The following is a 20,658-nucleotide window of genomic DNA, read 5'->3' on the forward strand; positions in this document are numbered from 1 at the left end:
GTCACATGCTAGATAAATAGTTACTTTGTCGAATCAACCTATACTATTAGTACACTTTTGTACTAATAGTATAAAAATGTACTAATAGTATATAATTATTTTTACTTGGTTATCAAGGAAAAAGGATAAAATTCACGTAGGAAAAGGCAGATAAGCTATACTAAATAAAAAGTAAATTGTAAACAGAGGAGTAACAGCAATGAATCAAAAACAGCTAGATATTTTAGAGCATACGCACCAGCTTTTTATGGAAAAAGGATACGTAGACACTTCGGTACAAGATATATTAGAAAGAAGCGGGATTTCAAAAGGAACATTTTATAAATATTTCTCATCTAAAAGCGAACTGCTTATCTCATTACTTTCGTCTCTGCAAGAATCACTTATTCTACAAAGAGAAAAAGTAGTCATTGAATATAGAGGGGATAATCAGAAGGGATTTCAAGAACAGATGATCTTTATGATGAACTTTGCAGAGCAAAACAAAATTCCTGAAATGATTGAAAGTACACTCGTTTTAAATGAAGTTAAAACATTTCATTATATAGAGGAATTAAAAGCTGCAACATTCAACTGGATATATGAACGTTTTCAGCAGATTTTTCCGTCTAAGACTTCTCCTTATTTATTTGATGGAGCTGTGCTGCTAGAAGGAATGCTTAACAATATGTTTAAAATGAACAAAGCGCTGAACTATCCGTTACCTATTGAACAAATTGTCCGTTATTGCATGAAGCGTACAGAGGAAATCATAATCGAAGTAGCAGAACAAAAAGAACAGTTATTTAGCCCTTCCGTTTACTCTGCGGTATTTAATAAGAAAACAGAAAGTCATTTTTCGACAGATCTGACGCGTGTAACTGCGAAGTTAAAACGGGTGATTGAAAATAAACTAACAAATGAAGAAGAACGAAAGAGAAGTCTAGAATTTGTTACGTTTATATCGGGTGAATTGCTGCAAAATGATACGGAGCCTCGCACGTTCATTATTCAGAGCTCTCTTTTATCGCTAGAGAAAATCAATACTCTCGCACAGACCAAAGAGCTAGAGGAATATAAGGAAGTCGTAACTACTCTGACAAGACATTCTTCATAATTTAAAAAGCATATGAGCTAAACTAACAGTCAAGGCTCTGCGTCGTCTAAGAAAGAGAAGGTTGCCTATAAAACATATAAACAGCCAGTTGCCGTTATGATAGGTGACTGGCTGCATTAGATGAAAAAGGTGAGGGTGGAGATAGACATAATACTCTTATTAAAACTGTTTAAATTCCTTCCCTTTAATAGAAAATAGCTCCTTCATTCTTAAAATCAAACGTGATATAGTTTACTAACCTTTGTATTCACTTAACTAACTTATAGGGGTAACACTTAAGAAAGAATCAATAACGATGGAAACAGCTCCTAAAGCAGGGGCATTTTTTCCTAACGAAGAAGGCAATAGTTCACATTTATTGTCTAAATGAGAATGAACTCTAGAAGAAACTTCGTTTTTAATCGTATTTAAAACAATGGGATGAGATTCAATTATATGATTTCTCAAGATAACAGCTTCTACATCAAATGTATTAAGGATATTGGTTAATCCAATTCCGATATAAAAGCCAAAGTTTTGAAGTGCATTTAACATTTCTACATCATTTTTATTTGCGCGTTCCACAATCTCTTTTCGAGAAATATTCTTATCTTTTTGAGAGAGCGAAGCCAGTAACGCTTTTTCAGAAGCATATAATTCCCAACAGCCTCGATTTCCACAGCTACATTTGGGGCCATTAAAATCTATCGTCATATGACCCATTTCCCCAGAAAAACCCTGAACACCCTTATACAATTCGTTGTTAATAACAAGTCCAGTTCCAATTCCGACATTAATACTGATGTAAACGATGTTTTCGTAGTTTTTTGTCATACCAAATACTTTTTCACCGTATGCTCCTGCATTAGCTTCATTTTCAACAAAAACCGGAACATTAAACTCACTCTCAATTAAAAGCTGCAAATCTTTGATATTCCAATTTAAGTTAGGCATAAAAATAATTTGCTGATGACGATCTACAAGGCCTGGAACACAAATTCCTATTCCGACTAGACCATAAGGGGACTCAGGCATATGGGTTACAAAATCATGAATAAGTGCAAATAAAATCTCTTTTACTTCACTAGCGGAAGAACTAGAAAAGTCAGAAGTCTTCTCGAGAATAATATTTCCTTCTAAGTCGGTTAGAATTCCGTTAAGGTAGTCGACTCCTATATCGATACCGATCGAGTAGCCTGCATTCTTATTAAAAACAAGCATTACAGGTCTTCTGCCGCCCCTAGATTGTCCTGTCCCAATTTCAAAAATAAAATCTTTTTCAAGCAGTGTATTTACTTGAGAGGAGACAGTAGACTTGTTTAGTCCTGTAATCTCAGAGAGAGTTGCCCTGGAGATAGGGGAGTTCTTTAAAATTTCATCTAATATTAATTTTTGATTCATTTTTTTTACTAAAGCTTGATCTGCAATTTGAATAATAACCGCTCCTTTGTTTATCTATCGAACTAAGTTAGTGTTTTATGAAGCTTGAATTAGATATTTAAAAGTATCATACCTAATATTATAACTAAATTTTCTAAAAAAAACATTGAAATAGACATTTATTTTGTATATGATGAAATAAAGTTAGTTTATCGGATAAACAAACTAACTTTATTAAGGTAGTTGATGGATAAACTTGTTCACTTAAATCAAAGGGGGAAATGACAAATGGTCCAAACTAGTACTAATAAAATTAATTATTTTGAAAGCGTAAACAAAGTTTTATACGAAGGTAAAGATTCTAAAAATCCTTTAGCTTTTAAATACTATAACCCTGAAGAAGTAGTAGGCGGTAAAACGATGAAAGATCAGCTGCGTTTTTCTGTTGCTTACTGGCACACGTTTACAGCAGATGGTACGGATCCTTTTGGTGCAGCTACTATGCAAAGATCCTGGGATAGATATGATGGAATGGATCTAGCAAAAGCGAGAGTTGAGGCAGCTTTTCAACTTTTTGAAACATTAAATGTTCCATTCTTCGCATTTCATGATCGAGACATTGCTCCTGAGGGCAGTACGTTGCAAGAAACAAATAAAAACCTTGATGTTATCGTCACTATGATCAAAGAATACATGCAAACAAGTAACGTAAAGTTATTATGGAACACAGCGAATATGTTTACAAATCCCCGGTTCGTTCATGGTGCAGCTACTTCTTGTAATGCAGATGTATTTGCTTATGCAGCGGCTCAAGTAAAAAAGGGGCTTGAAACAGCAAAAGAACTAGGCGCAGAAAATTATGTATTCTGGGGCGGCCGTGAGGGATATGAAACACTGCTTAACACAAATTTGCAGTTAGAGTTAGATAACTTAGCCAGATTTATGCATATGGCTGTAGATTACGCAAACGAAATTGGATATAGGGGGCAGTTTTTAATTGAACCTAAACCAAAAGAGCCTACGACACATCAGTATGATACCGATGCAGCAACAACTATTTCATTTTTAAGACAATACGGATTAGATAAATACTTCAAACTTAATCTAGAAGCTAACCACGCAACGTTAGCTGGGCATACATTTGAACACGAATTACGAGTAGCTAGAGTACAAGGCTTCTTAGGATCCGTGGATGCAAACCAAGGTGACCCTCTTTTAGGCTGGGACACAGATGAATTCCCAACGGATTTATATTCTACAACACTAGCAATGTATGAAATCCTGCAAAATGGAGGGCTCGGCAGCGGCGGATTAAACTTTGATGCCAAAGTACGCAGAGGTTCTTTTGAACAGGACGATTTACTCTATGCTCATGTAGCAGGAATGGATGCATTTGCTCGAGGATTAAAAGTAGCACATAAATTAGTAGAAGATCGTGTTTTCGAAAATGTTATCAACGAGCGCTACAGCAGCTTTAAAGAGGGAATTGGCCTTGAGATTGTGGAAGGAAAAGCTAACTTCCATACACTGGAGCAGTACGCGTTTAAAAATCCGAAGATTGTGAATAAATCAGGAAGACAAGAACGATTAAAGGCTATTTTAAATCAATATATTTTGGAAGTTTAAAGGACAAACGAGAGTAGAAACAATTTCTACTCTCGTTTATAAACGCGGAGGTATCAAGATGAAATATGTAATTGGAATTGATCTAGGAACAAGCGCCGTAAAAACGGTTTTAGTTGATACAAAAGGCAAGATTTGCGCTGTGGTTTCTAAGAATTATCCTCTCCTTCATGAAAAAACAGGGTATAGCGAACAGAATCCAGAAGAATGGGTTCAGCAGACGGCTAGTGCTTTAAGTGAATTAATTGCTAACGCTAATATAAAACCCGAAGATATAGAAGGAATTAGTTATTCTGGACAAATGCATGGCCTTGTGATGCTGGATGAAAACTACAACCTATTACGTAACGCCATTTTGTGGAATGACACAAGAACAACAGAACAATGTCATCATCTCTATAAAGTCATTGGAGAAAAACGTCTTTTAAAGATAACAAAAAACCAGGCTTTAGAAGGATTTACTCTTCCTAAGTTATTGTGGGTAAAAGAGTATGAACCGGCTATATTTGAAAAAACAGCTGTATTTATGCTGCCTAAAGATTATTTACGCTTTAAAATGACCGGCTTTATTCATAGTGAATATTCAGATGCTGCCGGTACATTATTATTAAACATCAGCAAGAAAAAATGGGATGATGAGCTTTGCCAATTAGCAGGAATCAATATTAATCTTTGTCCGCCACTAGTTGAATCTAGTGAATGCATAGGCAATATTAGTGAAGCGTTCTCTCAAAAAACGGGATTAGCCACTTCAACGAAAGTATTTGCAGGTGGAGCTGATAATGCTTGCGGAGCAATTGGCGCCGGCATTTTATCATCAGGGGAAACACTATGTAGCATTGGGACATCGGGTGTTGTTCTTTCTTATGAGGAACGAAGCGATAGAGACTTTGATGGAAAAGTCCATTATTTTAATCATGGAAAGGAAAATGCCTTTTATACGATGGGCGTTACGCTATCTGCGGGGCACAGTTTAGGCTGGTTTAAGGACAATTTCGCAAAAAACGTCACGTTTGAAGAATTATTGGCTGACCTAAAAAATGTCCCAATCGGCTCAAACGGCCTTTTATTTACCCCTTACTTAGTCGGGGAACGTACACCGCATGCAGATGCTACGATTCGCGGAAGTTTTATAGGAATGGACGCCTCTCATAAAAAGAGAGACTTTACGCGAGCGGTTATTGAAGGTATTACGTTTTCTTTAAATGAGTCAATTGAAATCTTTCGAGAAAACGGAAAGGAAATTACGTCTATTGTATCCATTGGGGGCGGAGCAAAAAATGATCATTGGCTTCAAATTCAAGCAGACGTTTTTAATGCGAAAATCGTAAAGTTGTCTACTGAACAAGGCCCAGCGTTAGGAGCAGCCATGCTAGCAGCTTATGGCTGTGGCTGGTATAACTCATTGGAAGAGTGTGCAAACGTATTTATTACGTCTTCAAAAACATATTATCCTAACGCAGAACATGTACAAGTCTATAAACAGCTTTATGAATTATATAAAGAAGTATATCCTCAAACACACGGCTTAAGTAAAAAGCTAGGCGAATTTAAAAGGAAGTAATAGGTTGAAAAATATGCAACCTTGCTTTAAAAAGGAGCTTCATATAAAAGTAGCTTGTATTAATTGATTATGGTTGTATATCGATATACCTGACACAAAAGGAAGTATAGAAATTGCTGTAGTAAGAGTTGATTCAATAGAAAAATACGTACATTAGAGGGGAGGATAAGAGCAGTTAGTTGAATGGACGAAGAATATTTCTTTTGGGCTCCAAGAATTTGAAAACGCATTCAAATAAGTGCGAACTCAGTTAGAAATAGAACTTCTGCTGTTACCCTTAACTGCTTTTAACAACGCATGAAACAAAATCGAAACTCATTATATATTTTTTCTATTACCTTAGTTGCCGCTATCGGGGGGTTACTGTTTGGATATGATACAGCTGTAATATCTGGAGCTGAAGAATCATTAAAGGTGTATCTTATTGACAGCTTAGGATTAGGATCTTTAGCACACGGTGTTACTGTATCAAGTGCTTTGATAGGGTGTATTATTGGAGGATTGATATCTGGTTATTTTGCGACAAAACTAGGACGCAAACAATCACTTATACTAGCAGCTATTCTTTTTATAGTCTCAGCGTTAGGCGCTTCTTATCCCGAGTTTTTATTTTTTACAAAGGGGGAACCGACACTTTCTTTGTTACTAGCTTTTAACTTCTACCGCATTATAGGTGGAATTGGTGTTGGGTTAGCATCAGCCATCTGTCCGATCTATATAGGAGAAATTGCACCGGCAGATATTCGCGGCAGATTGGTATCATTCAATCAATTTATGATTATTTTTGGAATGTTAGTCGTTTACTTCGTGAATTGGGGTATTGCAAATGGGGAAACCTTAGAATGGATTAATGATGTAGGGTGGAGATATATGTTTGCTTCAGGAGCTATTCCAGCTTTACTCTTTGCAGCACTCTTGTTTTTAGTTCCTGAAACGCCTCGCTACTTAGTTATACAGAATCAAGATCAAAAAGCTTTAGCCATACTAACTAAAATTAATGGATCTTCAGAAGCGAAATCAATTTTAGACGATATTAAACAAACAATTTCTACCAATGTTTCGTCTGAAAAATTATTAGCATATGGAAAATTAGTTATCGTTGTAGGTATACTGCTTTCTGTATTTCAACAGTTTGTAGGAATCAATGTAGCTCTATATTATGCGCCGCGTATTTTTGAAAGCATGGGAGCAGCTAAAGGTTCTTCTATGCTGCAAACCATTATTATGGGATTAGTAAACGTTATTTTTACAGTAATTGCAATTTTGACGGTTGATCGTTTGGGAAGAAAACCTTTATTAATAACAGGGTCTATCGGAATGGCCATCGGAATGTTCGGTGTAGCAAGCATGGCTTTTTCAAACATCATTGGTATAGGAACGCTTGTATTTATCATTATTTATACAGCTTCCTTTATGATGTCATGGGGACCAATTTGTTGGGTGCTCATTTCAGAGATTTTTCCTAATAAAATTAGAGGTCGTGCTGTAGCCATTGCCGTAGCTGCTCAGTGGGCAGCTAACTATTTTATTTCCTCTACGTATCCTGTGATGATGGAATATAGCGGAGGATTAACATATGGTTTCTACGGTTTAATGAGTGTACTTTCTGCTTTATTCGTTTGGAAATTTATTCCTGAAACAAAAGGTAGAACTCTTGAACAAATGGAAAATATGTGGAGAAAAAAACAAGAGGCTTCAAAGAGTAAGAAGGTCATATAACCATTAAGCTTTTGCTTAGAGGAAAGATGAATATAAACTTTCAAAAACACCTAAACTATCTTTAGGTGTTTTTAATATGTAACCTTTATGAAGAAAGTGGATAGCTTTTTTAAAGGATATTGCTATAGTGATAAGTCTCTTTGAAAATAGAAATATAGTTTTCTTTATGAGGAGTGTTTCATCGTAAATATAAATAACGGTGCAATGAATTTACACATTAATAATGGAGGAAGCAAGCTTATATCCACTTATATAAATCAGATTATTCAAATTAGTTGAGCGGACTCTGTTTCAAAAAAGAGAAAATTAGTTGATAATTATAAATAAAGCAAGAATCTACTCTCAAGTTATTATAGAAAGGAGCTTATAATACTGTGAAGAATACATTTCAAGAGCACATAGAAGTCGACTGCTCCTCTAAAAAGTTTAACTGGTGGCATGCAGTTATAAATTCGATAAATGATGGTATTCTAGTTATCGACAAAAAAGGGATTGTTAGATTTATTAACCCAGAGTATACAAAGATTACAGGAGTAAAAAGTGATATTATCGGAAAACCGCTAATAGAATATCGCCCAGGTGCTCAGTTAACAAATACCCTAAAAGATCAACAATGCAGAGTAGGCGTATATCGAAAGGAAAAAAATCGGGAATATATGGTGGACATGGCTCCAATTATAATAGAAGGTAAAGTTGCAGGGGCTGTATCGGTTTGTAAAAGTCTCAATGAAGTTGATAAGTTATCAAAGGAATTAAGAAGACAAACCGAAAAGTTAAAGAATTTAGAAAACCGAATGGATTCTATCTATGAAGCAAAGTATACATTTGAACAAATAATTGGTGGGGACGGAGGGTTAAGGCACGTTGTTCATATAGCTGAAAAAGTAGCAGAATCTCAATTTCCTATTCTTGTGACGGGAGAAAGCGGCACGGGAAAAGAATTATTTTCACAGGCTATACATAATAAAAGTGAGCGCAAGCATGGTCCTTTTATACCTGTAAATTGTGCCGCTATTCCTTCGTCTCTGTTAGAAAGTGAACTTTTTGGATATGGAGACGGTGCTTTTACAAATGCTAAAAAAGGCGGGAAGGCTGGACTATTCGAAATAGCAGACAACGGAACTATATTTTTAGATGAAATTGGAGATATGTCCTATGATCTTCAGGCTAAGTTGTTAAGAGTTCTGCAAGAGAATAAGATTCGAAGGGTAGGAGAAGTAACTGAACGTGCAGTTGACGTAAGGATCATTGCTGCTACGCACCGCAACCTACAGCAGCTTGTGAATAAGAAACAATTCCGAGAAGATTTATTTTATAGACTTAATGTCATTCAATTAGAGATACCTCCTTTAAGAGAAAGGAGAGAAGATATACGTAAGCTTGTCTATTCTTTTATTGAGCACTCGATCACAAATACTTCCTACACAATTGACAAATATACACTAGGCTTTCTTCAATCCTATCATTGGCCTGGCAATGTAAGAGAATTAAAAAATGTAATTGACTACGCCACATGTATGACGGAAGGTACAGATATTTTATTCCATCACCTTCCAGAATTTATGATTAAAAATGAAAAAAGATTTTCAGACGTTGCAGGTAAAACAGAAAAAAGCAGTCAAACACTGCAAAAAGCTATACAAGATAAAGAGTGCGCATTTATTCAGGAAATATTAAGAAAATATCCAAATAATATTGAAGGGAAAAGGAAAGCAGCAGAGGTTTTAGATATTTCTTTAGCTACTTTATACAATAAAATGAAAAAATATCATATTCATTTCTAAGCCTTTAGAAAGATGTCTAGATTTTTAGAAATGCAGAAGACTATGTATTAAGAAGCGTAATTTTTTACTGGGCAGTGATTATTTCTAAAATAGTAGAATTTATATTACAAAAACAAAAAAAGAAAGCAGTTTGATTGTTAACGCTTTCTTTTTTTGTTGTACCTTAAATTTTTTTCAACATATGTTGAAAGGGTTTAATAAAGGTTTGTTTCCATTTTTATATATTCTTGGCATGAATCCTGCAAGAACAAAAAGCACCGGAGTTTTTTACATCTAAGATTGTTGAATCTATGAATTTAGGGCAGGAGGGATTACATGTTAGCACTTTTAGGGTTTTTAATTATTGGCGGATTTTTATTTTTAATTATGACCAATCATTTATCTGTATTGATTGCCTTAGTTCTCGTACCAACTGTTTTTGCGTTAATAGGCGGATTTGGGCTAGAAATGGGAGACATGATGTTAGAAGGCATTATAAAAGTAGCGCCTACAGGTATTATGATTGTTTTTGCAGTTTTGTACTTCGGCTTAATGATTGATACAGGCTTATTTAATCCTATGATTTCTAAAATGCTTCGTCTAGTTAAAGGAGATCCGTTAAAAGTAGTCGTAGGGACAGCTATCGTCACAATGCTTGTATCATTAGACGGAGACGGTGCATCTACTTTTATGATTACAATTACAGCGCTGCTACCTCTTTATAAAAGATTGAAGATGAATCCTCTTATTTTATCAGGAGTGGTTGCTTTAGGAGCAGGAGTTATGAACTTAGCTCCTTGGGGAGGACCTACTGCTAGAGCTATGACTACATTTAATGCAGATTCTTCTCAATTATTTAACCCTGTTATTCCCGCAATGATTGCTGGGATTGTATGGGTGTTAGCATCTGCGTTTTGGCTTGGGAAAAGGAGAGGCAGAGACTAGGAGTCATTGAACTGGAAGAACATGTACAAGGGTTTACAGAACATGCAGCTGCTCTAGAAGCAAAAGGACCACGGCTTTTTTGGTTTAATCTTGCTTTAACAATTTTGCTTCTTATCGCGTTAATTAAAGTATGGCTACCTTTACCGATTTTATTTATTGTCGCTTTTGCAATTGCTCTTTTAGTGAATTATCCCAATCCAGAAGAGCAGCAAAAACGTTTACTAAGCCATGCAAACAACGTGTTAATTGTTTCTACGATGATTTTTGCTGCAGGCATTTTCACGGGTATTCTGACAGGAACAAAGATGATAGATGGAATGGCCTCTGCAATGGTTAGTATTATCCCTGAATCACTAGCTTCTTACTTACCTGTACTAGTAGCGGTTACAAGTATGCCTCTTAGCTTAGTGTTTACACCGGATGCTTACTATTTCGGAGTATTACCAATTATTAGCCAGACGGCTTCTAACTTTGGCATCGATCCAATTGAAATTGGCAGAGCAGCTATTTTAGGACAGATGACGACTGGATTTCCATTAAGTCCTTTAACCGCCTCGACCTTTATCCTTGTAGGGTTAGCGGGAGTAAATTTAGGCGATCATCAGCGTTTTATCTTTAAGTGGGCATTTGGAACGACCATTGTTATGACGATTGTGGCATTAATAACGGGAGCAATTACTATTTGAGGTGATAAAAATGATAAGAATCGGATCAGGCGCAGGTTTTTCAGGAGATCGATTAGACCCAGCCGTTATATTGGCTGAAAAAGGAAATTTAGATTATTTAGTATTGGAATGTTTAGCCGAAAGAACAATCGCACTTGCCCAAAAAAGAAAAAGTCAAAACCCTTTAATGGGTTATGATTCCTTGTTAGAAAAAAGACTAGAGCTTCTTTTACCTATTATTAAGAAAAAGAAAGTGCGAATCATTACCAATATGGGAGCAGCAAATCCAATAGGTGCTGCTGAAAAAGTTGTTGAAATAGCTAACCGACTAAACATTAGGATAAAGGTAGCAGCCGTAACGGGAGATGATGTACTAAAGTTGATAGATAGAAATGGATTGACTCTAGAAACAAATGAACCGCTATCTCATTTTGGTAACGTTATATCTGCAAACGCTTACCTTGGTGTAGAAACAATGTTGCCAGCTCTAGAGACAGATGCTCAAGTTATTATTACTGGTAGAGTAGCAGATCCATCTTTATTTGTTGCTCCAATGGTACACCACTTCGGATGGTCCTTAGACGATGTAGATAAAATTGCTCAGGGAACAGTAATTGGACATTTATTGGAATGTGGAGGACAGGTAGCTGGTGGTTATTTTGCTGATCCTGGAAAAAAAGAAGTCCCAAAGCTTGCTGAATTAGGATTTCCATTTGCTGATGTTAAAGAAGATGGAACAGCCATTATTACTAAAGTAGAAGGGACAGGAGGAGTCATTAACTTAGCTACTATAAAAGAACAGATGCTTTACGAAGTAACTAACCCTCATCAATATATAACGCCGGATGTTATTGCTGACTTTACTTCGGTTCATTTACATGAAATTAAATTGAATCAAATTCAAGTATCTGGTGGAACAGGTATACCAAGGCCTGAAACGTTAAAAGTCAGCGTAGGTTATGAAGCAGGGGTTATTGGAGAAGGGGAAATTTCCTACGCTGGCTCCAATGCTCTAGCAAGAGCTAGGCTAGCTGGCGAAATTTTATATAGTCGTTTAAAAAATAAAGTAGTCGACTTAAGAATTGATTATATCGGTATTTCCTCCGTTCATAGAGTCTCTTTTCAAGACTCAGCTCCTTATGAAATCAGGCTGAGAGTAGCAGGGAAATGCCTTACTTCAAAGGAAGCATCCAAAATTGGAGAAGAAGTAGAAGCTCTTTATACGAACGGACCGGCAGGCGGAGGCGGAGCAAGAAAGTATGTTAATGAGGTAGTAGGAATTGTTTCGACGTTGATTTCACGAAACAAAATAAAAACGCATCTTGCATTAAAGGAGAGCTTAACAAATGAAAAAGAAATTATATGAACTTGCTCACAGTCGAGCTGGAGATAAAGGAAACACGCTTATGCTATCACTAATTCCATATGACGAAAAAGACTATTTCTTGCTACGTGAAAAAGTGACTGCTTTAGAAGTGAAAAAACACTTAAGAAATATTGTAGAAGGGGACATTGTTCGCTACGAAGTTCCTAATATATCAGCATTTCAATTTGTATGTCACCGCGCGTTACTTGGTGGGGTCACTACTTCTTTAGGAATGGATACGCACGGAAAGAGCTTAAGTTATGCCCTGCTGGAAATGGAAGTAGACATTTGAATAATAGTATAAAGGAGGTACTTTATCAGTGAACAATACGTCAATACAAAAAGTTCTAAGCTTTATTACTGTAGGAGTTCTTATTCTAGCTTTCCTTCCTTTAAATATTCTTGCAGCAAAAGAAGAAAATAATTATAGAAACGTAAAAAAACCAACCTCTTCAGTTTTATCAGGTACCTATTATTTGGAGCAGAAGGTTGAATTAAAGACAAACACACCAGGTGCGAAAACTTACTATACACTTGACGGGAGCACTCCGACTACTAAAAGCACTCAGTATACAAACCCGATTATTATTAATAACGATACGGTGCTTAAAGCAATTTCCATAAGAGGAAACGCGAAAAATAAAAATCAAAAGAATCATAGTGATCTAGCTATATTTACTTATTCATTTGAAAGTAGAGAATCTATAGCTACTCAATTTTTATCATTCACTTATAAAACAATGCCCTACCGACTTTATGTGCCTAAAGACTATGATTCTACAAAATCATATCCCTTGGTGCTATTCTTACATGGAGGTGGTGAACGAGGAAATGATAATACAAAACAGCTTCTTGGCAACGACGGGGCTATCGTTTGGGCTTCACCAGAAAATCAACGAAAGCATCCCGCTTTTATTTTAGCTCCTCAAGCTCGTAATGTACCAAGCGGAGGCTTCACCGTTACAAGAGACGATAACAACAAAGTCGACTTAGCAAAAGTATTCCAAACATCAGAAGATTTAAAAACGGCTTATGAAATTTTACAAAGTGTAAGAAAATCCTACAATATAGATCGTAATCGCCTTTATTCTACAGGATTATCTCAGGGAGGATTTGGCACATTTAACTTAAATATAGAACACCCTGATTTGTTTGCTGCTATGGTGCCGATAGCGGGAGGAGCCAATCCAGCTAAAGCGCACTTTCTTATCAACAAACCAATATGGGCATTTCATGCTGAAGACGATTCTATCATTCCTGTGGCCTATTCAAGGAATATAATAAGTGCTATAAAAAAATCTGGAGGGCATCCGCTATATACGGAATATCCTAAAGAGTTAGAGTATGATCATGCTTCGTGGGTTTCTGCGTATCAAAATCAGAAAATGATTGATTGGATGTTTCAGCAGGTGAAGCAAACAAATTAGTAAAAAATAAAGCTCGATACTTCATTATTCCTAAAAAGCTCTTCCAGTTAATAAGAACTGGAAGAGCTTTTTGCTTTTATAAGAATCTACCCGCTAGGAGCAAGGCATTTCACACCACATTTACCCAAATATGTGACGAAATTATGGTAAAGGTATTCAAAATAGATAAAAACCGCTTTAAGTGTGATAAATATCACACCCTTTAACAACGCAACATGATAATTTTTTAGAAGTAAGCAATATGTCATGACAAACTTCAATATGTTAGGAGGTTTTTAGCCTTTTGATCTGTTGAGATGCATCTTTAATATGAACGTTTATATACCATTATTATGTACAGAGATTTAGAGGAAGGGAGCCTGAGCTTAAGTGAGAAAGCAAAAATCCATGCATATTGGCAAGTTAATCATTCTCTCCGTATTCATTACAATTTTTTTAGCAGGCTGTGATAGTCGTTATTTGATTTTAAATCCGCAGGGGGCGGTGGCTCAAAAAGAATACCAGTTAATTATTTTTTCCATAATTTTATGCACAATTGTTGTGATTCCTGTTTTAGGTCTGCTTGTGTATATCGTTTTACGCTACCGTGATAAGCCTGGAAACAAAGCTCCGTATCGGCCAGACTGGGACGATAGCAAGCGTCTTGAATTTATTTGGTGGGGCATCCCCATTATTATTATCGGCATTTTAGGTTTTGCTACGGCCAAGACGACATATGACTTAGTAGATCCGCCGAAAAAAGATGTAAAGCCGCTAACAATTGAAGTAACATCTCTTGATTGGAAATGGTTATTTCAATATCCGGATCAAGATATTGCGACAGTCAACTATGTAGAAATTCCAAAAGGTGTGCCTGTTCAATTCGTGCTAACGTCAGATGCACCTATGAATTCTTTTTGGGTACCCCAGCTGGGAGGACAATTATATACCATGCCGGGAATGGCAATGGGGCTTTGGCTGCAAGCTGATCACAAGGGAGAATACTTTGGTTCGGGTGCTAATTTTACGGGTGAAGGGTTCGCTCATATGAACTTTAAAGTTAAATCTACATCGACAAAAGAATTTAATCAATGGGTAAAGCAAGTGAAAGAAACATCACCAGCTTTAACAAAAGCTGATTATAGCAACCTTGCCCAACAAGGTCTTTCTCTAGAAAAATCGTATTCTACCATTCCTAAAGGCTTATTCCAAGAAATTGTCATTAAAAACGGCGGTCAATATTATAGTCAGCATCATCATATGCAAAATGAAGACATGAAGACTATGAATGTGGCTTCTGAAGAACAAGTACATGCACAGCACGAGCACCAGGAAGGAGGAAACTAAATTGTTAGACAAATTAAAAGATTTTTCATCTCATTTTTTCGTGACAGGAGAACCGATGATTTACGGAGCAGATGTCGCCATTTTATTAACACTAGCCGGTATTATTTTTGTTCTTACTTATCTTAAAAAATGGAAGTGGCTATGGCGTGAGTGGCTCACAACGGTGGATCATAAGAAAATTGGAATCATGTATATGCTTTCTTCATTGTTAATGCTGTTTCGAGGCGGAGTAGATGCATTATTAATGCGTATGCAGCTAGCGTTTCCCCAGTGGCATTTTCTAGATTCTAATCATTACAACGAAATTTTCACTACGCACGGAACCATTATGATTCTATTTATGGCAATGCCGCTTATGTTTGCGTTCTTTAATATTGTTGTGCCGCTTCAAATTGGAGCAAGAGATGTCGCCTATCCTTTTTTAAACGCGGTAAGCTTTTGGCTATTTTTCTTTGGCGCCATGCTTTTCAATTTGTCGTTTGTAATCGGAGGCTCGCCAGATGCAGGGTGGCTAAGTTATCCGCCGCTTTCTGGCATGCAGTTCAGTCCTGGACCAGGTCAAGATTTTTATATTTGGGGCATTCAAATATCAGGTATTGGCAGCTTGGCTTCTGGAATTAATTTCATTATGACCATTTTAAAAATGCGTGCCCCCGGTATGAAACTTATGCATATGCCGCTATTTACGTGGTCCGTTCTAGCAAGCTGTATTATTATCATTTTTGCGTTTCCTGTATTAACCGTAACGCTTGCTTTATTGTTTATTGACCGCTTCTTTGACGGGCACTTATTTACCATGACCGGCGGAGGAAATCCAATGATGTACATTAACTTAATTTGGATGTGGGGACATCCTGAAGTGTATATCGTTGTACTTCCTGCATTCGGCATTTTTTCTGAAATCGTTGCAACGTTTTCTCAAAAGAAAATATTTGGCTATAAATCTATGGTTTTTTCAATGATGATTATTAGCGTTCTATCGTATTTTACATGGGTACATCATTTCTTTACGATGGGTGCAGGCGCTAATGTGAATGTGTTTTTTGCTATTACGACGATGGCTATCGGAATTCCAACGGGCGTTAAAGTGTTCAACTGGTTATTTACGATGTTCCGCGGCCGTATTCAAATGACGCAGCCAATGCTATGGACAATTGCTTTTATCCCGTGCTTTGTTGTGGGAGGAGCAACGGGTGTTATGCTTTCAGCAGCTCCCGCGGACTATCAGTATCATAATAGCTACTTTTTAGTTGCACACTTTCACCAAGTGTTAATTGGAGGCGTTGTATTCGGCTTTTTTGCAGGTTTGTACTATTGGTGGCCAAAAATGTTTGGCTTTAAACTCAATGACCGTCTTGGTAAATGGGCGTTTTGGACGTGGAATATTGGTTTTTACGTATGCTTCATGCCTCAATACGCATTAGGGTTTATGGGAATGACGCGCCGTATTTATACGTACGACTTTGACATGGGATGGGGACCGCTGAACGTTATCTCTACAGTGGGAGCCTTCTTTATGGGCATAGGGTTTATCTTTCAAGCATGGCAGATTCTTCATGGCATTAAGTACGGAGAACGAGATGTAACAGGGGATCCTTGGAATGGACGTACATTAGAATGGTCCATCCCTTCACCGCCGCCGCACTACAATTTTGCAGTGATTCCAACAGTAACGGGGCAAGATGCGTGGTGGACAATAAAAGAAGAAAGAAAAAAGAAAAAAGCGAAGGAAACAGCTACTTTCTCTCCGATTCATATGCCTAAGAATTCAGGTATTCCATTTATCATGTCGGTTTTCTGGTTCATTGCTGGTTTTGGCTTAACATTCCACTGGGTGTGGATGGCGATATTCGGTTTGACAGGAGTCGGAGCTTGTTTACTAGCTCGTTCTTTTCAATACAACTCGGACTATTATATTCCGGTGGATGAAATTCGACATACAGAAGATTCAGTAGGGAGGGTTGGCTGACATGGCATATGCGACAGCGCACCGCGAAGAACATCATCATGAACATGATGAAGGAATCAAAGTTATAGGTTTTTGGCTTTTCCTCGTAACGGACTGCATCTTATTTGGAGCATTATTTGCTACGTATGCCGTTCTTGTTAATCATACTGCGGGAGGCCTTACAGGAAAGGAATTTTTTGAAGTTCCAGGATTTGTTTCTGAAACGTTTATCTTATTAACGAGCAGCTTTACGAGCGGATTAGCTGTGCTGAGCATGCACAAGGGAAAAATAAAGCCTTTAATTGGCTGGCTAATCGTAACTCTGCTTTTAGGTATGTGCTTTGTTGGCCTTGAAATTCATGAATTTCAAACAATGGTTCATGAAGGAGCAACCATTTCCACCAGCGCATTTTTTACAGCTTTCTATACGCTGGTTAGTACGCACGGGCTGCACGTTTCTGTCGGCATCATTTGGATGATTTCAATTACAATCCAATTAAAACGATACGGAATTACCTCTGTAACAAAGCGAAAAGTGACGATTATCAGCTTATACTGGCATTTTCTTGATGCTGTCTGGATCTTCCTTTACACGGTTGTGTATTTAATGGGGGTGATGTAGATGGAGAACCATGGGTCGTTAAAAGCTTATACAATAGGATTTATTTTCTCGATTATTTTAACCGTTATTCCTCTGATGCTGGTACTAAACCATGTATTTGCTAAAAATATATTATTAGCCAGTATTCTAGGAATGGCCGTGCTTCAATTTTTCATTCAACTGTTTTTCTTCATGCATATTAAAGACGGAGAGAAGCCCCGTTATAATGTGATGGCTTTAATACTTGGAATCGTTTTTGTTATTACGATTGTAGCAGGATCTATTTGGATCATGACTTTTAACTCTCAAGTTCAATAAAAATAGAGCCGTGTACGATGTGCACGGCTCTATTTTTTATTAATTCCTCTACATTGTGATGAAAATCACATATTTTCGCTTGCGCAAGAAGTACAATAAAAGTGTAGCAAAGAAAGTCCTTTATAAACGAAAGACAAAGGAGAGATTATGATGAATATGGCTTATCGTAACATCCTCGTAGCAGTAGACGGTTCTGTAGAAGCGGAGTGGGCATTCAAAAAAGCAGTTAACAGTGCGAAAAAAAATAACGCTCATTTGATAATTTGTCACGTTATCGACATACAGGCGCTAAGTCCATCACCTTATGCATTCTATACGGATACACGCTTTCAAGACGCAGAGAAATTTGCTGAAGAACTTTTAACCAACTATAGTAACCTAGCCATTAAGGCTGGAGTAACGAAAGTCGAAACATTAATTGAACACGGTTCTCCTAAAACAAAAATATCTAAAAAAATTGCTCCTGATAAGCACGTTGATTTAATTGTATGCGGTGCAACGGGGTTAAACGCAGTAGAGCGCATTTTAATTGGAAGCGTATCTCAGCATATTTTACGCTATGCCAAATGTGATGTGTTAATCGTTCGCACTCCTAAAGAAGCCGAAGAAGAATCAAAGCCTTTACAAGTGGAACTAACAGAGTAGCGGGCACAGACGAGAAAGAAAGATCATTGTTCACAGCAAAATACAAAGCTCTCACCATTTATTTAAAGAGGGGGGATAAATGTATTTTAGTTGAAAGAAGATCCGAACGAGGAATCGAGATTCTTAATAGAGAATTCGACTCGTTCGGATTTTTTTATTGTGATGGTAAACGTAGGTTTCACGTATGCAGCTGTTTTTAGCTGTTGATTGAAGGGAAAAGGTAATGAAAGAAAGGTGAGGATAATAGAGCACATCAAGCATGTTTACTAAAGAAGAGGACGGGAAGAATAAGTATATAGAAAACTTTCCCTTAGTTGGTTAAGGATTCATTAATAAAGGAGTGACAAATATGTCAAAACTAAATAATCCATTAACTCAATATTTCCATGAAGACTATCCAAAACAGTATCAAGAACCGCCTGGTGTACAAAAAGAAATGAACGTCATCCCGGACTGCGGGGAAAACAGTTACATAGGTGCAGGTAAATTAAAAGGCAGAAAAGCTCTTGTGACAGGCGGAGATTCAGGTATTGGCCGAGCAGCAGCTATCGCTTACGCAAGAGAAGGAGCGGACGTTGCGCTTAATTACTTGCCACAAGAGCAAGCGGATGCAGAAGAAGTAAAAAAGCTTATTGAAGCAGAAGGAAGAAAAGCAGTACTCATACCTGGTGATGTAGGCGAAGAATCTTTTTGCAAGGAGCTAGTAGAAAAAGCTTATAAAGAATTAGATGGATTAGACGTTTTAGCACTCGTAGCAGGTAAACAGCAGGCAGTAGAAGATCTTGCTGATTTAGAAACGGACCAGCTGCGCAAAACCTTTGAAGTAAATGTATTCTCTTTATATTGGACCGTAAAAGCAGCGCTGCCTTATTTACCAGCAGGTGCTTCGATTATTACCACAAGTTCTGTACAAGGCTATAGCCCAAGTCCTAATCTATTAGATTATGCAGCTACAAAGTTTGCCATTAACGGGTTCACTCGCGGACTAGCCAAGCAACTAGCTCCAAAAGGTATTCGCGTCAACTCCGTTGCTCCAGGACCTATCTGGACGCCGCTGCAAATTTCTGGAGGGCAGCCAAGCGATGCTATTCCAGGCTTTGGACAAGATACACCTCTACAGCGTGCTGGTCAGCCGGTAGAGTTAGCAAATGTATACGTATTTTTAGCTTCAACGGATGCAAGCTATGTAACAGCTCAAGTTTACGGAATTACAGGCGGAATAGAACTAGCTTAACTCAAAAAAACACGTGCAGTTATGAACTGCACGTGTTTTTTTGAGTTATTTCTGTTTTAATGTCTTCTTCCTTTTAAAGTCTGTACACAAATGTAGCTAAGCGTAGCGAATAACGCTGTAATAAATGCCGAGTGAGACAGTGTAGCAAAGACATTTAAACGAGACATGACAACAAATATACCGCTAAATATTTGAGCAATGGTTAAAGCAACCGCAATGATGGACGCGTAGTAAATATCACGGCGAGTTTCTTTATACTGCTTGATGGCAGATACCATAATCCAAATAATAAGAACAAACAGCACAAGAGCAGCAAATCGGTGGGCAAAATGAATGCCCGTTGTTCCTGAAAGTTTTGGAATAAGAGTATTGCCATAACAAGCAGGAAAGCTTGTACAGGCTAAGCTTGCACCTTTGTGACGCACATATGCACCTAAATAAATATCGCAATAGGTAAATATAAGCGTAAACCATGCGAGCCATCTAAATTTGCCTGTAACCGCTCCTTTAATAAAATGATCCGAACGATCCTTTTGAATAACAAATATTGAAAGTAAAAATACACCGGTAAACGCAATAAGCGAAAGACCGAAATGCAGTGCTAGCGCCTCAGCTGACTGAGGCCAGATAACTGCAGAAGCCCCGAGCAATGACTCGATAACGATAAATGCAATACTCATAATCGCTAAAATTTTCACTTCACGGTTTCTGCGATAACGAATCCAAGCCCAAATAGAAAATGCTAACACGAGAAGACCTGCAAATGCGGTAATCAAACGATGCGTATATTCAATCATTGTTGCTACTGCGTATTCGGGTATTAACTGCCCGTTACACAATGGCCACTCGTTTCCGCACCCTAATCCAGATCCTGTGGTTGTGACCAGACTGCCGGCAATCATTAAAATAAACATAACAATCGTTGTAAATATAGCTGTTATTTTAAATAAATTTCTCATACGTTGACTCCCTTTGTTGAGTTACTAATTATGACTATAGATTTGATGAATAGGATAGTCAAGTAGTAGAGCGTAATTAACAAATAACTGTCACAAACTC

General features: G+C 37.3%; 16 protein-coding genes and 1 pseudogene. 15 read left to right on the top strand and 2 right to left on the bottom strand.

The annotated features are described in order from the left end of the window. The first annotated feature begins 199 nt into the window (after positions 1–199). A complete protein-coding gene (locus AC0C45_RS18810) occupies positions 200–1,096 on the top strand; it encodes a TetR/AcrR family transcriptional regulator (protein WP_171777366.1) in 897 nt (298 codons plus the stop codon). A gap of 255 nt (positions 1,097–1,351) precedes the next feature. Here AC0C45_RS18810 and xylR read toward each other — a convergent pair whose 3' ends face one another. Then, entirely contained in the window at positions 1,352–2,509 is a 1,158-nt protein-coding gene (gene xylR, locus AC0C45_RS18815; protein WP_233335168.1) for a transcriptional repressor XylR, read from the bottom strand. A gap of 234 nt (positions 2,510–2,743) precedes the next feature. On the opposite strand from xylR, the gene xylA reads away from it, so the two are divergent. From xylA to AC0C45_RS18885, 14 genes and pseudogenes are all read left to right on the top strand, one after another. Then, a complete protein-coding gene (gene xylA, locus AC0C45_RS18820; protein WP_047931949.1) occupies positions 2,744–4,081 on the top strand; it encodes a xylose isomerase in 1,338 nt (445 codons plus the stop codon). Positions 4,082–4,139: 58 nt separating this feature from the next. Beyond that, positions 4,140–5,642 carry a xylulokinase gene (gene xylB, locus AC0C45_RS18825; RefSeq protein ID WP_257063788.1) on the top strand — a complete coding sequence of 501 codons (1,503 nt, stop codon included), beginning with the start codon at positions 4,140–4,142 and terminating at the stop codon, positions 5,640–5,642. Between the two features lie 297 nt (positions 5,643–5,939). Next, positions 5,940–7,361, top strand: coding sequence for a D-xylose transporter XylE (gene xylE, locus AC0C45_RS18830; protein ID WP_047931947.1), 1,422 nt, complete (start codon positions 5,940–5,942; stop codon positions 7,359–7,361). 374 nt (positions 7,362–7,735) lie between these two features. Continuing rightward, a complete protein-coding gene (locus tag AC0C45_RS18835; RefSeq protein ID WP_237893890.1) occupies positions 7,736–9,145 on the top strand; it encodes a sigma-54 interaction domain-containing protein in 1,410 nt (469 codons plus the stop codon). 366 nt (positions 9,146–9,511) lie between these two features. After that, a pseudogene (locus AC0C45_RS18840) lies at positions 9,512–10,755 on the top strand (CitMHS family transporter). Positions 10,756–10,765: 10 nt separating this feature from the next. Then, positions 10,766–12,100 (top strand): acyclic terpene utilization AtuA family protein, encoded by a 1,335-nt coding sequence (locus AC0C45_RS18845; protein WP_216651838.1) that lies wholly within the window; start codon positions 10,766–10,768, stop codon positions 12,098–12,100. Beyond that, a complete protein-coding gene (locus tag AC0C45_RS18850; RefSeq protein WP_045289525.1) occupies positions 12,081–12,392 on the top strand; it encodes an AtuA-related protein in 312 nt (103 codons plus the stop codon). The genes AC0C45_RS18845 and AC0C45_RS18850 overlap by 20 nt, the downstream gene beginning before the upstream one ends. A 28-nt stretch (positions 12,393–12,420) precedes the next feature. Continuing rightward, a complete protein-coding gene (locus tag AC0C45_RS18855; RefSeq protein ID WP_047931943.1) occupies positions 12,421–13,527 on the top strand; it encodes a chitobiase/beta-hexosaminidase C-terminal domain-containing protein in 1,107 nt (368 codons plus the stop codon). A gap of 387 nt (positions 13,528–13,914) precedes the next feature. Continuing rightward, positions 13,915–14,853, top strand: coding sequence for a cytochrome c oxidase subunit II (locus AC0C45_RS18860; RefSeq protein WP_034668643.1), 939 nt, complete (start codon positions 13,915–13,917; stop codon positions 14,851–14,853). A 1-nt stretch (position 14,854) separates the two neighbouring features. Further along, a complete protein-coding gene (qoxB, locus tag AC0C45_RS18865) occupies positions 14,855–16,822 on the top strand; it encodes a cytochrome aa3 quinol oxidase subunit I (RefSeq protein WP_013082765.1) in 1,968 nt (655 codons plus the stop codon). Between the two features lies 1 nt (position 16,823). Next, positions 16,824–17,423, top strand: a complete 600-nt coding sequence (cyoC, locus tag AC0C45_RS18870; RefSeq protein WP_047931941.1) for a cytochrome o ubiquinol oxidase subunit III — start codon at positions 16,824–16,826, stop codon at positions 17,421–17,423. Continuing rightward, entirely contained in the window at positions 17,424–17,720 is a 297-nt protein-coding gene (gene cyoD, locus AC0C45_RS18875) for a cytochrome o ubiquinol oxidase subunit IV (protein WP_013056574.1), read from the top strand. A 150-nt stretch (positions 17,721–17,870) separates the two neighbouring features. Continuing rightward, positions 17,871–18,365, top strand: coding sequence for a universal stress protein (locus AC0C45_RS18880; RefSeq protein ID WP_026106550.1), 495 nt, complete (start codon positions 17,871–17,873; stop codon positions 18,363–18,365). 349 nt (positions 18,366–18,714) lie between these two features. After that, the gene (locus tag AC0C45_RS18885) at positions 18,715–19,599 is read left to right on the top strand and encodes an SDR family oxidoreductase (RefSeq protein WP_016763765.1); all 885 of its coding nucleotides are present in this window, start codon (positions 18,715–18,717) and stop codon (positions 19,597–19,599) included. 56 nt (positions 19,600–19,655) lie between these two features. On the opposite strand, the gene AC0C45_RS18890 is transcribed toward AC0C45_RS18885, so the two are convergent. Further along, a complete protein-coding gene (locus AC0C45_RS18890) occupies positions 19,656–20,558 on the bottom strand; it encodes a COX15/CtaA family protein (protein WP_047931940.1) in 903 nt (300 codons plus the stop codon). Between the last annotated feature and the right edge of the window lie 100 nt (positions 20,559–20,658).

This window comes from Priestia sp. VA7 (assembly GCF_055710015.1).

Bases quoted from the DNA above. Each gene is read 5' to 3' on its own strand.
- cyoC (WP_047931941.1), top strand. From the start codon at position 16,824: ATGGCATATGCGACAGCGCACCGCGAAGAACATCATCATGAACATGAT.
- AC0C45_RS18880 (WP_026106550.1), top strand. From the start codon at position 17,871: ATGAATATGGCTTATCGTAACATCCTCGTAGCAGTAGACGGTTCTGTA.
- AC0C45_RS18860 (WP_034668643.1), top strand. From the start codon at position 13,915: ATGCATATTGGCAAGTTAATCATTCTCTCCGTATTCATTACAATTTTT.
- xylA (WP_047931949.1), top strand. From the start codon at position 2,744: ATGGTCCAAACTAGTACTAATAAAATTAATTATTTTGAAAGCGTAAAC.
- cyoD (WP_013056574.1), top strand. From the start codon at position 17,424: ATGGAGAACCATGGGTCGTTAAAAGCTTATACAATAGGATTTATTTTC.
- xylE (WP_047931947.1), top strand. From the start codon at position 5,940: ATGAAACAAAATCGAAACTCATTATATATTTTTTCTATTACCTTAGTT.
- AC0C45_RS18850 (WP_045289525.1), top strand. From the start codon at position 12,081: ATGAAAAAGAAATTATATGAACTTGCTCACAGTCGAGCTGGAGATAAA.
- AC0C45_RS18885 (WP_016763765.1), top strand. From the start codon at position 18,715: ATGTCAAAACTAAATAATCCATTAACTCAATATTTCCATGAAGACTAT.
- xylB (WP_257063788.1), top strand. From the start codon at position 4,140: ATGAAATATGTAATTGGAATTGATCTAGGAACAAGCGCCGTAAAAACG.
- AC0C45_RS18845 (WP_216651838.1), top strand. From the start codon at position 10,766: ATGATAAGAATCGGATCAGGCGCAGGTTTTTCAGGAGATCGATTAGAC.
- AC0C45_RS18810 (WP_171777366.1), top strand. From the start codon at position 200: ATGAATCAAAAACAGCTAGATATTTTAGAGCATACGCACCAGCTTTTT.
- AC0C45_RS18890 (WP_047931940.1), bottom strand. From the start codon at position 20,558: ATGAGAAATTTATTTAAAATAACAGCTATATTTACAACGATTGTTATG.